We start from the raw sequence: 11,586 nt of genomic DNA on the forward strand, positions 1-11,586 counted from the left end.
GCCCCTCTGCCCTGTCAAGAGATTGTCAGTACATTGTGACGTCCCCCGGGTGCTGTCCGCGGAGCCCCGGAGGACGTCACAGCAGGGGCCGCTGACGGGCCCTGCCGGCCTCGTACTCCGCCCGCGCCGCCCGGGTGGAGTCCACGTGCGAGACCTCCGCGACGGGCACGTCCCACCAGCCGCCGCCGCGCGGGGCCTGCGAGTGCGGGTCGGTCTCCACGTGCACGACGGTGGTCTCCGTCGCCGCCTTCGCCTCCCGCAACGCCGCCACGAGCTCCGTGCGGGTGCCCGCCCGCAGCACCCGCACGCCGAGGCTGGCCGCGTTCGCCGCGAGGTCCACCGGCAGCGGTGGCCCCTCCAGGCGGCCGGCGGCGTCGCGGTAGCGGTACCGCGTCCCGAAGCGCTGGGAACCCACGGACTCCGACAGCGCCCCGATCGAGGCGAAGCCGTGGTTCTGGAACAGGACGACGATGATCTTCACGCCCTCCTGCACGGCGGTGACGAGCTCCGTGGGCATCATCAGGTAGGAGCCGTCCCCCACTGTGACGAAGACGTCCCGGTCCGGTGCGGCCATCCGCACCCCGATCCCGCCGGGGATCTCGTAACCCATGCAGGAGAAGCCGTACTCGACGTGGTACCCCTTCGGGTCCCGCACGCGCCACATCGCGTGCAGGTCGCCGGGCAGGGAACCCGCCGCGCACACCACGACGTCGCGCGGATCCGCCACCTCCTCGATCGCCCCCAGCACCTCCCCCTGGGCGAGCAGCCCCGTCTCCTCGCCGATGCCGGAGGAGTAGCAGCGCTCCACCGCGGCGTCCCACTCCTCGTTCAGCCGGTGGCAGCGCTCGCGGTGCTCCGGCGGCAGGGAGAAACCCTCCAGGGCCGCCGTGAGCACGGTGAGCGCCTCCCGCGCGTCCGCGAGAACCGGCAGGCCCGCGTGCTTGACCGAGTCCAGGCCCGCGACGTTGATGTTCACGAACCGCACGTCCGGGTTCTGGAACGCCGTGCGCGACGCCGTGGTGAAGTCCGACCAGCGCGTGCCGATGCCGATCACCAGGTCCGCCTCGGCGGCGATCTCGTTCGCGGCCGTCGTGCCCGTCGCCCCCACCGCGCCCAGGCACAGCGGATGGTCGTGGGGCAGCGAGCCCTTGCCCGCCTGCGACTGCGCCACGGGGACGCCCGTCGCCTCGCAGAAGCGCCGCAGCTCCTCCGTGGCGCGGGAGTACACCACTCCCCCGCCGGCGACCACGAGCGGCGAGCGCGCCTGCCGGACGAGGGCGGCGACCTCCTCCACCAGCGCCGCCTCCGGCGCGGGCCGCGCGATCCGCCACGTCCGCTCCCGGAACAGCTCCACCGGCCAGTCGTGGGCCTCGGCCTGCACGTCCTGCGGCAGCGCGATGACGGCCGCACCCGTCTCGGCCGGGTCGGTCAGCACCCGCATCGCCCCCAGCAGGGCCGCCGGCAGCTGCTCCGGGCGCCAGACCCGGTCGAAGAAGCGCGACAGCGGCCGGAACGCGTCGTTGACGGAGACGTCGCAGCCGGAGGGCTGCTCCAGCTCCTGCAGCACCGGCGTGGCGACGCGGGTGGCGAAGACGTCACCGGGCAGCAGCAGGACCGGGAGCCGGTTGATCGTCGCCAGCGCGGCGCCGGTGAGCATGTTCGTCGAGCCCGGCCCGACGGAGGCGGTCACCGCCAGCGCCTGCAGCCGGTCGCGCTGGCGGGCGTAGCCCACCGCGGCGTGCACCATCGCCTGCTCGTTGCGCCCCGTCATGTACGGCAGCGGCGCGGGCGGCACCCACCCGTCACCGGCGTCCACCCCCAGCTCCGCCTCCAGCAGCGCCTGGCCGATCCCGGCGACGTTGCCGTGGCCGAAGATGCCGAACACCCCGCCGAAGAACGGCTGCCGCTCGCCGTCGCGCTCGGAGGACTGCGCCTGCAGGAACCGCACGGTGGCCTGCGCCACGGTGAGGCGGACCGTGCCGCCGGTGGCCACGCGGGTGGTCGGGGTGCTCATCGTCGGGTCCTCTCCTCGGGGATCGGGTGCGGCGCTCAGCTCGTGCGGGCCTGCGGCCGGGGCCCGCAGAACGGCAGGCGCGGGTCGACCTGCGCGCCGGCCCAGGTGGCGCGCACCCAGCCGTGGGCGGGGTCGTCGCAGATCCGCCAGGACCGCTCCGGCTCCGGCCCGGCCATCACGTTGAGGTAGTACATGTCGTAGCCGGGAACCGCCATGGAGGGGCCGTGCCAGCCGTGCGGGATGAGCACCACGTCACCGGAGCGGACCTCCGCCAGCACGTCGATCGGCCGGTCCCCGTCGCCGTAGACGCGCTGGTACCCCACCCCGCCGGGAACGCTCGGGGCGCCCTCGGGAGCCCCGGAGCGGAACTCGAAGTAGTAGACCTCCTCCAGCTCCGCCTCCTGCGCACTGGTGCGGTCGTGGCGGTGCGGCGGGTAGGAGGACCAGTTCCCGCCGGGGGTCAGCACCTCGCAGGCGATGAGCTTGTCCGTCTCGAACGCCTCGGGGGTGGCGAAGTTGTTCACCTGGCGGCTGCACGTGCCGGCACCGCGCAGCTCCACCGGAACCGCCGACGCCGGGCCGTAGCGGAACGGCAGCCGCCGCGACGCCCGCGCCCCGGGCAGGGCGAAGCGCCCGCCACCGGCGCTGCGCACCAGGACCGAACTGTCGCGCGGGACGTAGGCGAAGTCGCTGACCCCGTCGAAGACGCCCGGGCGGCCGGCGAGCTCCAGCACCTCCCCGTCGACCTCCACGGTGCAGCCCCCGCCCAGCGGCAGCACCAGCACCTCGTGCTCGCCGGAGGGGAAGCGGAACTCCTCCCCCGCCGCGAGCGTGAGCGTCCGCAGGCTGGAGAAGCCCCAGCCCGCGCTCTCCGGGGTGACGACCACGTCGAACCCGTCGCCCGCCGCGCTGCCGGCGGGCAGGTGGTGCTGCGAACCCATCCGTGACCTCCTCGTGCCGTTTCGCTGTTCAGCGGGTCGCCGGGGCCGGGCGGACCAGCGACACCGCGGTGTCCACGGCCGCCTCGACGTCGTCGTCGGCCGGGTAGAGCAGGGTCCGCCCGACGACCAGGCCCCGCACGGCGGGCAGCGCGAGCGCCGTCCGCCAGGAGGCGAAGACCTCCTCCGGGGAGGAGGTGGGGTCCCCGCCCAGCAGCAGCGTCGGCAGGGTCGTGGCGTCCATGACGCGCTCCATCTCCTCGACGACGGGCAGCTTCAGCCAGGTGTGCGCGGACGTGCGCCCGAGCCCCTGCGCCACGGCCACCGACCGGATGACCGAGTCGGGGTCGAGGTCGTTGCGGACCCTGCTCCCCTCCCGCCGCGACCAGAAGGGCTCGACCATCGCCATCAGGCCGCGCTCGGCGAGTGCGCTGACGGCGTCGGCCGCGGCCGTGAGGGTCGCGAGGCTGCCCGCGTCGTCGAGGGCGATGCGGGCGAGCAGCTTGCCGCCCTCCAGGCCGGCCGCCGCGAGGGAGGGGGCGTCGTAGCCGGTGAAGCGGTCGTCGAGCTCGAACGCGGCGCCCTGCAGCCCGCCGCGGTTCATCGACCCGAGGACGACCTTGCCCTCCAGCGCACCGAGCAGCAGCAGGTCCTCGACGAGGTCGGGTGTGCCGAGGAACCCGTCGACGCCCGGCCGGGCCAGGGCCGCGCGCAGCCGGTCGAGCAGTTCCCGGCGGCTGCCCATCGCCATCGGGCGGTCCCGCACGCCGAGCGCACCGCGCGCCGGGTGGTCCGCAGCGATGATCATCAGGCGGCCGTCCGGCCCGAGCAGCGGGCGGCGCCGCCTGCGGCGGGCGGCCTCGGCGACGGCCTGCGGGCGCCGTGCCCGCACCTCGGTGACCTCCGCGTAGTCGCGGGCCGGCGGGCGGGGCGGGCCGGGGAACCGCGCCGCCTCAGGCACCGGCCACCTCCCGCAGCAGCGCCTCGACCTCGGCGGTCGTGGGCATGGCGGTGGAGCACTCCCGGCGGGTGGCGACGATGGCCCCGGCGGCGTTGGCGAACTCCAGGGCCCGCCCCAGCTCCCAGCCGGCCAGCAGGCCGTGGCAGAGGGCGCCGCCGAACCCGTCGCCGGCCCCCAGGCCGTTGACGACCGCGACGGGGGTCGGGGGAACCCGCACCGTCGTCCCGCGGCTCATCCCGAGGACCCCCTCCGGCCCCTGCTTGACGACGGCCACCTCGACCCCGGCGTCCAGCAGGGCACGCGCAGCGCGGTGCGGGTCGCTCTCCCCCACCGCCACCTCGCACTCCTCGCGGTTGCCGACCGCGACGGTGACGTGCGGCAGCGCGCGCCGCACCTGCTCCCCGGCCTCGGCCGGGTCCTTCCAGAACATCGGGCGGTAGTCGAGGTCGAGCACCGTCAGCGGCCGGCGCCCCCGCGCCCGCCAGGCCGCGTGGTGCGCGGAGCGGCTCGGTTCCTCCGACAGCCCGGTCACGGTCGTCCAGAACACCCCTGCGGAGCGGACGGCGTCCAGGTCCAGCTCGTCCGCGCGGATCTGCAGGTCCGGCGCCGTGGGCAGGCGGTAGAACAGCAGCGGGAAGTGGTCCGGCGGGTGCATCTCGCAGAACGTGATGGGCGTCAGCAGCCCGGGCACCTCGTGGACATGGCGGTCGTCCACGCCGAGCCCACGCAGCGCCTTGTGCACGAAGCGGCCGAAGGCGTCCGGGCCGGTGCGGGTGACGACCGCGGAGCGCCGGCCGTGGCGTGCGGCCGCGACGGCGACGTTGGTGGCGCTGCCCCCGAGGTACTTCCCGAACGTCTCCACGTCCTCCAGGCCGACCCCGTCCTGCAACGGGTACAGGTCCACGCCGACCCGGCCCATCGTCAGCACGTCGTACGGCGCCGCGACGCCGCCGTCGTTCACGCCGGCCCCAGCAGGTGCTCGATGCTCGCGCGCACGTCGGCCACGACCGGCGCCGAGGGGTCCTCCTCCCCTGCCGGGGCGGCGAGGACGGTGTCCTGCTCCAGGACGTACCAACCGCCGTAGCCGGCGCCCTCCAGCGCGGCGACGATCCCGGCCACGTCGGCGTCGCCGGCGCCCAGCGGGCGGTACATGCCCGCCGCGACGGCCTCGGAGTAGGTCAGCTCCCCCGCCCGCACGCGGGCGATCCACGACGCGTCGACGTCCTTGAGGTGGACGTGGGCGATGCGCTCCGGCGCCCGCCGTGCGATCGCGAGCGGGTCCGCGCCCCCGATGAGCAGGTGGCCGGTGTCCAGGCACAGGGCCGCGGAACCGCCGTCGAGGACGCGCTCGACGTCCTCCCCGGACTCCACGAGGGTGCCGACGTGGGGGTGCAGGACGGCGGTGAGCCCCCGCTCGGCGGCGCGCTCGGTGATGCGGTCCAGCCTGCGCAGCAGCAGGTCCCACTCGTCCTCGCCGAGTTCGGGGCGGGTGTCGTAGCCGTCGAGCCCCGTGGCGGCGGCGACGACGAGCACGTCCGCCCCGGAGGCGACGAACCCGTCGAGGACGCCCTCCAGCGCGGGCAGGGGGTCGGCGTCGGCCCGGTGCAGCACCACGGGCACGAAACCGCCGACGGCGGCCAGGCCGTGCCCGGCCAGCACGTCCGCGCGCCGGAGCGGGTCGGCGGGCAGGAAGCCGTCGGGCCCGAACTCCGTGGCGCGCAACCCGAGGGCGGCCATCTGCGACAGCACCGTCGCCGCGGGGAGCTGGTACCCCCAGCCGGGGACCTCGCACACCCCCCAGGAGATGGGGGCGCCGGCGATGCGCCCCGCCGGCCGCGCGCCCTCCGCGCTCGCTGTTCCCGGGTTCCTCCGCTCGGCGGTCTGCACGGGCCCTCCTCGGCGCTCTCCGGTGGGCGGCGGCAGCGTCGCCCGCCCGCCCCGCCGCGCGCGGGGCAGGGCGAGACGATCCTCCACGCCACCGCCGCTGTCAAGAGAATGTCAGGACAAATAGGCATGCTGACGTGAGCACGTCCACGAACTATGCTCTCGGCCGTGCAGCCCCTCGGCGACGACGCCGCGGCGACCCGGGCGGAGGAGACGGTGTGAGCGAGCTCTTCGTGGACCTCGACCGGTCCAGCCCCGTGCCCCTGTACTTCCAGGTCGCGCGCTCCATCGAGGCCGCGATCCAGTCCGGGCAGCTCGCCCCCGGAGCCCGGCTGGAGAACGAGATCAGCCTCGCCGACCAGCTCGGCCTGTCCCGCCCCACCATGCGCCGCGCCATCCAGCAGCTCGTCGACAAGGGCCTGCTGGTGCGCAAGCGCGGCGTCGGGACCCAGGTCGTGCACGGGCAGGTCACCCGCCCCGTGGAGCTCACCAGCCTCTTCGACGACCTCACCCGCTCCGGGCAGGCACCGCGCACCGAGGTGCTGCTGCACCGGATCGAACCCGCCCCCGACGAGGTCGCCGTGACGCTGGCCCTCGCGCCCGGCACCGACGTCCTCCACGTGCGCCGGCTGCGCTACTCCCGCGAGGAACCCCTGGCGGTGCTCGACAACTACCTGCCGCCGGAGTTCTGCGACCTCAGCCCCGCCGACCTGGCCCTGCGCGGGCTGTACCAGCTGCTGCGCAGCCGCGGCGTCGGGATGCGCGTGGCCAAGCAGCGCATCGGCGCCCGCCGCGGCACCGCGGAGGAGTGCCACCTGCTCGGGGAGCGCCGCGGCTCACCGCTGCTCACCATGGAGCGCACCACGCACGACGACTCCGGCCGCGCCGTGGAGTGGGGCCGGCACGTCTACCGCGCCAGCCGCTACGCCTTCGAGGTCACCCTCGTCGACCGCTGACCCGGGCGCACCCGGCGCGGGGGCGCCCGCGCCCGCTCACCGGTCGAACAGCCGCTCGGAGCGGCGGACGAGCCCCGGCCTCCCCAGCGCCACCATCGGCCCGCGGGAGCCCTCGGCCGGGACGTAGCGCTGGACGAAGACGTAGCCGTCCCCGTCGCCGTCGTCGCAGCCGTCGACGAAGACGGCGTCGGTGCGCACACCCTCCAGGGTCAGGTAGCCGTCCCAGGCGACGCAGGCCATCCGCACGTCCGGCTGCTCGCGGATCCAGCCGCGCGCGGTCTCCTGCGCCCTGACCATCTCCCCCGCGAAGCGGTGCAGGTGGCGCCCGTCCGGTTGCTCGAGCACCGCGAACGGCAGCGGCAGCCCCCGGCGGGGGACGACGCAGTCGGTGGCCTGGGCGAGGGCTGCGAGGAGGAACTCCAGCAGCTCCTCGCTCGGCGGCTCGGGCGGGGTCCCTGCGGGACGCCCGTCATCGTCGACGGCCACGATCGTCCTCCTCGGTCGGTGCGGTTGCCCCCATCGTCGCGCACCGGTGCGGAACGGCGGGGGGCGGGGACCGTCGCGGTCCCCGCCCCCCGTGCGCCGCGGGTGCTCAGCCCCCGAAGTGGGCCGGCAGCGTCGCCGTGTGCGCCTCGCGCAGCTCCGCCAGCGGAACCGCGAACAGCCCCTGGACGTCCAGCCGGGTCTCCTGCGACACCTCCTCGGTCACGCCGATGCGCAGGTGCGCCAGGCCCCGTGCGGTGCACATGTCGTTGAACCGCACCTCCTCCTCGCGCGGCACGGCCACCAGCACCCGGCCCGCCGACTCGGAGAACAGCGCCACGAACGGGTCGATCCCGTCGCGCTCGCACAGCTCGTCCAGCCACACCCGCGCGCCGGCGCCGAAGCGCAGCGAGCCCTCCACGAGCGCCTGCGCCAGCCCGCCCTCGGACAGGTCGTGCGCGGCGTCCACCAGGCCGTCGCGGGAGCAGTTCACCAGCACGTCCGCGAGGAGCTTCTCGTGCTCCAGGTCCAGCGCCGGCGGCAGCCCGCCCAGGTGGCGGTGCTCCACCCACGCCCACTCCGACCCGCCCAGCTCGTCGCGCGTCGTCCCCAGCAGGTACAGCACCTGCCCGGGCTCCCGCCAGCCCGAGGGCGTGCGGCGGGAGACGTCGTCGAGGACGCCGAGCACCCCGATGACGGGGGTCGGCAGCACGGCGGAGTCCAGGCCGCGGTCACCGGTCTGGTTGTAGAGCGAGACGTTGCCGCCCGTGACGGGCACGCCCAGGGCCTCGCAGCCCTCGGCCAGGCCCTGCACGGCCTCCGCGAACTGCCACATCACGCCCGGGTCCTCCGGCGACCCGAAGTTCAGGCAGTCCGTCACCGCGAGCGGGCGCGCCCCGGCGGTGGCGACGTTGCGGTACGCCTCCGCCAGGGACAGCTGCGCACCGGTGGCCGGGTCGAGCTTCGTGAAGCGCCCGTTGCCGTCCAGCGACAGCGCCACGCCGAGGCCGGTCTCCTCGTCGACGCGCACCACACCCGCGTCGTCCGGGGTCGCCAGCGTCGTGTTGCCCAGGACGTAGCGGTCGTACTGGTCGGTGATCCACGCCCGGCTGCACAGGTTCGGGGAGGCGGTCATCCGCAGCAGGGTGGCGCGCAGCTCCTCCCCCGTGGCCGGGCGCGGGAGCCGCTCGGCCGTCGGGGCGTCGGCCTGCAGCGCGTCCTGGGAGGCGGGGCGGGCGTAGGGCCGCTCGTAGACCGGACCCTCGTGGGCGACGGTCCGCGGCGGCACGTCCACCACGGTCTCGCCGTGCCACTGCACGAGGAGCCGGTCGCCGTCGGTGACCTCGCCCAGCACCGCCGCCTCGACGTCCCACTTCGCGGTGACCGCGAGGAACGCGTCGACGTTGGCGGGGGTGACGACCGCCATCATCCGCTCCTGCGACTCGCTCATGAGGATCTCCTCCGGCGACAGCGAGGAGTCGCGCAGCGGCACCCGGTCGAGGTGGATCAGCATGCCGCCGTCGCCGGCGCTGGCCAGCTCGCTCGTCGCGCAGGACAGCCCCGCGCCACCGAGGTCCTGGATGCCCTCCACCAGACCGGCGGAGAACAGGTCCAGGCAGCACTCGATGAGGACCTTCTCCTGGAACGGGTCGCCGACCTGCACCGCGGGGCGCTTGGACGGGCCCGTGTCCTCGAACGTCTCGCTGGCCAGCACCGACACCCCGCCGATGCCGTCGCCGCCCGTGCGGGCACCGAACAGCACGATGAGGTTGCCCACCCCGCGGGCGTTGGCGAGGTGGACGTCCTCGTGCTTCATCGCGCCCACGCAGAGCGCATTGACGAGCGGGTTGCCCTGGTAGCTGGGGTCGAAGAACACCTCGCCGCCGATGTTGGGCAGGCCGATGCAGTTGCCGTAGCCGCCCACACCGGAGACGACGCCGGGCACCACGCGGGCGGTGTCGGGGTGGTCGATCGTGCCGAAGCGCAGGGAGTCCATCACCGCGACCGGCCGCGCGCCCATCGCCATGATGTCGCGGATGATGCCGCCCACGCCGGTGGCCGCGCCCTGGTAGGGCTCGATGAAGGAGGGGTGGTTGTGGCTCTCCACCTTGAAGGTGACGGCCCAGCCCTGGCCGATGTCGACGACGCCGGCGTTCTCGCCGATGCCCACCATGAGGTGCTTCTTCATCTCGTCGGTGGTGTGCCGCCCGAAGGTCCGCAGGTGCACCTTGGAGGACTTGTAGGAGCAGTGCTCGCTCCACATGACCGAGTACATGGCGAGCTCGGCGCCGGTCGGGCGGCGGCCGAGGATCTCGCGGATGCGCTCGTACTCGTCGGCCTTGAGGCCGAGGGCCTCCCAGGGCAGCTCGTGCTCCGGGGTGGCGGCGGCGCGCTCGACGGTGTCGAGGGCCGCGCCGGACGGACGCGCGGGGGTGTCGGTGCTCACGCGCCCACCGCCGAGACCAGCGCGGAGGCGATCACCGAGGTGAACAGCTCCAGGCCGTCGGTGCCGGGGCCGTAGCCGACCTCCACCGCGTGCTCCGGGTGCGGCATGAGGCCGACCACGTTGCCGCGCTCGTTGGCGATGCCCGCGATGTCGCGCAGCGAGCCGTTGGGGTTGCCGCCGAGGTAGCGGAAGACCACCCGGCCCTCCCCCTCCAGCCGGTCGAGGGTGTCCTCGTCGGCCACGAAGCCGCCCTCGCCGTTCTTCAGCGGGACGACGATCTCCTGGCCCGCCTCGAAGGCCGACGTCCACAGCGTCGAGGCGGACTCCACGCGCAGCCGCTGGTCCTTGCAGACGAACTTCTGGTGGTCGTTGCGCACGAGCGCCCCGGGCAGCAGGTGCGACTCGCACAGCACCTGGAAGCCGTTGCAGATGCCGAGGACGGGAAGGCCGCGCTGGGCGCCCGCGATCACCTCGGACATCACCGGCGAGAAGCGCGCGATCGCCCCGCACCGCAGGTAGTCGCCGTAGGAGAAGCCGCCGGGCAGGACGACCGCGTCGACGCCGTGCAGGTCCGCGTCGGCGTGCCAGAGGGCCACGGGCTCCCCACCGGCGAGGCGGACGGCGCGCCGGGCGTCGCCGTCGTCCAGGGAGCCGGGGAAGGTGACGACGCCGATCCTCACGCGCCGGCCCCCGCGGCGCCGTCCGCGGCCCGCACGGACACCACGTCCTCGATCACGGGGTTGGACAGCAGGGTCTCGGCGGCCTTGCGGGCCTCGGCGAGCACCTCGTCGGTGACCTCACCCTCGACCTCCAGCTCGAAGCGCTTGCCCTGGCGGACGCCGGTGAAGCCGGTGAAGCCCAGACGGGGCAGGGCGCCGACCACGGCCTTGCCCTGCGGGTCGAGGATCTCCGGTTTCGGCATGACGTCGATGACGACGCGGCCCATGCGCGACGCTCCTGTGGTCTCGAAGGGACTTCTGCAGGGATCCCCGCGGACGGAGCCGCGAGGGTGCTGGCGCGCTGCACCGGCACCTCCCAGGTTACCTGCGTCACAGGGGGCCCCCGTCCGCCTCGGAAGACGCTGCGGACGAGGCGGGTGCCGCGCCCGGGCGCCGCGGGCGTCCGGCACCGCCGCACCGCCCCGCTGCGCCGCGCCCGGCCGCGCGCCAGGATCGCCCCATGCGCATCACCCACCTCGGCCACGCCTGCCTGCTCGTCGAGACCGACGGCGCACGCGTCCTCATCGACCCCGGCGTCTTCTCCACCGGCTTCGAGGACCTCACCGGCCTCGACGCCGTCCTCGTCACCCACCAGCACCCCGACCACGTCGACGCCGAGCGCCTGGCGGCGCTGCTGGAGCGCAACCCGCGGGCGGGCGTCCACGCGGAGCTGCAGACCGCGGCGAACCTGTCCGGGGCGGGGGTCGGCGCGCAGATCCTGCGCCCCGGGCAGGTCGTGGAGCTCGGCGGCACCCGGGTGGAGGCCGTCGGCGGCCAGCACGCCGTCATCCACGAGGACCTGCCCGGCGTCGGCAACGTCGGCCTCCTCGTGCGCGACGCGGCGGGCACCACGCTGCTGCACCCTGGCGACTCCTACGGCACGGCGCCCGAGGGCGTGGACGTCCTCGCGGTCCCGCTCAACGCGCCGTGGGCGGCGCTGAAGGAGACGGTGGAGTTCGTCCGCGCGGTCGCCCCCCGCATCGCGGTGCCCGTGCACGACGGGCTGCTGCAGCCGCCCGGGCGCGGCATCTACCTCCAGCACGTGCGCGCCCTCGGCGGCGCAGAGGTCCGCGACCTCGCGGCGGACGGGCCCGGGGAGTTCTGACGGCCCCGCTGACACTCCTGCTGCACCGGGGACGCGACACGCCGCTCCGAGCCCGGCGCCGACCAGCGCGCCGTCCCCTC

At 75.0% G+C, this 11,586-nt stretch carries 11 protein-coding genes; 2 read left to right on the forward strand and 9 right to left on the reverse strand.

The window, feature by feature from the left end:
- Positions 1 to 76: 76 nt before the first annotated feature.
- From iolD to CLV92_RS03065, 5 genes are read right to left on the reverse strand one after another with little or no spacing between them, the layout of a single operon-like run.
- Entirely contained in the window at positions 77 to 2,014 is a 1,938-nt protein-coding gene (gene iolD, locus CLV92_RS03045) for a 3D-(3,5/4)-trihydroxycyclohexane-1,2-dione acylhydrolase (decyclizing) (protein WP_104431350.1), read from the reverse strand.
- Between the two features lie 35 nt (positions 2,015 to 2,049).
- A complete protein-coding gene (gene iolB, locus CLV92_RS03050) occupies positions 2,050 to 2,955 on the reverse strand; it encodes a 5-deoxy-glucuronate isomerase (RefSeq protein WP_104431351.1) in 906 nt (301 codons plus the stop codon).
- Between the two features lie 28 nt (positions 2,956 to 2,983).
- Positions 2,984 to 3,913, reverse strand: coding sequence for a Cgl0159 family (beta/alpha)8-fold protein (locus tag CLV92_RS03055; RefSeq protein ID WP_104431352.1), 930 nt, complete (start codon positions 3,911 to 3,913; stop codon positions 2,984 to 2,986).
- Positions 3,906 to 4,832 carry a 5-dehydro-2-deoxygluconokinase gene (gene iolC, locus CLV92_RS03060; protein WP_104431629.1) on the reverse strand — a complete coding sequence of 309 codons (927 nt, stop codon included), beginning with the start codon at positions 4,830 to 4,832 and terminating at the stop codon, positions 3,906 to 3,908. Before iolC ends, CLV92_RS03055 begins: the two co-directional genes overlap by 8 nt.
- Positions 4,833 to 4,870: 38 nt before the next feature.
- Entirely contained in the window at positions 4,871 to 5,734 is an 864-nt protein-coding gene (locus CLV92_RS03065; RefSeq protein ID WP_342762183.1) for a TIM barrel protein, read from the reverse strand.
- A 281-nt stretch (positions 5,735 to 6,015) separates the two neighbouring features.
- On the opposite strand from CLV92_RS03065, the gene CLV92_RS03070 reads away from it, so the two are divergent.
- Positions 6,016 to 6,753, forward strand: coding sequence for a GntR family transcriptional regulator (locus CLV92_RS03070; protein ID WP_104431353.1), 738 nt, complete (start codon positions 6,016 to 6,018; stop codon positions 6,751 to 6,753).
- A gap of 36 nt (positions 6,754 to 6,789) precedes the next feature.
- On the opposite strand, the gene CLV92_RS03075 is transcribed toward CLV92_RS03070, so the two are convergent.
- From CLV92_RS03075 to purS, 4 genes are all read right to left on the reverse strand, one after another.
- Positions 6,790 to 7,239, reverse strand: a complete 450-nt coding sequence (locus tag CLV92_RS03075) for a hypothetical protein (protein ID WP_104431354.1) — start codon at positions 7,237 to 7,239, stop codon at positions 6,790 to 6,792.
- A gap of 106 nt (positions 7,240 to 7,345) precedes the next feature.
- Positions 7,346 to 9,682 carry a phosphoribosylformylglycinamidine synthase subunit PurL gene (purL, locus tag CLV92_RS03080; protein ID WP_104431355.1) on the reverse strand — a complete coding sequence of 779 codons (2,337 nt, stop codon included), beginning with the start codon at positions 9,680 to 9,682 and terminating at the stop codon, positions 7,346 to 7,348.
- Complete coding sequence (gene purQ / locus CLV92_RS03085; RefSeq protein ID WP_104431356.1) at positions 9,679 to 10,362, reverse strand: phosphoribosylformylglycinamidine synthase subunit PurQ; 684 nt, start codon at positions 10,360 to 10,362, stop codon at positions 9,679 to 9,681. Before purQ ends, purL begins: the two co-directional genes overlap by 4 nt.
- Positions 10,359 to 10,628, reverse strand: a complete 270-nt coding sequence (gene purS / locus CLV92_RS03090; RefSeq protein ID WP_104431357.1) for a phosphoribosylformylglycinamidine synthase subunit PurS — start codon at positions 10,626 to 10,628, stop codon at positions 10,359 to 10,361. Before purS ends, purQ begins: the two co-directional genes overlap by 4 nt.
- A gap of 233 nt (positions 10,629 to 10,861) precedes the next feature.
- On the opposite strand from purS, the gene CLV92_RS03095 reads away from it, so the two are divergent.
- The gene (locus tag CLV92_RS03095; protein ID WP_104431358.1) at positions 10,862 to 11,506 is read left to right on the forward strand and encodes an MBL fold metallo-hydrolase; all 645 of its coding nucleotides are present in this window, start codon (positions 10,862 to 10,864) and stop codon (positions 11,504 to 11,506) included.
- Positions 11,507 to 11,586: the final 80 nt, after the last annotated feature.

The sequence above is a fragment of the Kineococcus xinjiangensis genome, from assembly GCF_002934625.1.
GTDB classification, from domain to species: Bacteria; Actinomycetota; Actinomycetes; order Actinomycetales; family Kineococcaceae; genus Kineococcus_A; species Kineococcus_A xinjiangensis.

Bases quoted from the DNA above. Each gene is read 5' to 3' on its own strand.
- CLV92_RS03095 (WP_104431358.1), top strand. From the start codon at position 10,862: ATGCGCATCACCCACCTCGGCCACGCCTGCCTGCTCGTCGAGACCGAC.
- iolB (WP_104431351.1), bottom strand. From the start codon at position 2,955: ATGGGTTCGCAGCACCACCTGCCCGCCGGCAGCGCGGCGGGCGACGGG.
- purS (WP_104431357.1), bottom strand. From the start codon at position 10,628: ATGGGCCGCGTCGTCATCGACGTCATGCCGAAACCGGAGATCCTCGAC.
- iolD (WP_104431350.1), bottom strand. From the start codon at position 2,014: ATGAGCACCCCGACCACCCGCGTGGCCACCGGCGGCACGGTCCGCCTC.
- iolC (WP_104431629.1), bottom strand. From the start codon at position 4,832: ATGGGCCGGGTCGGCGTGGACCTGTACCCGTTGCAGGACGGGGTCGGC.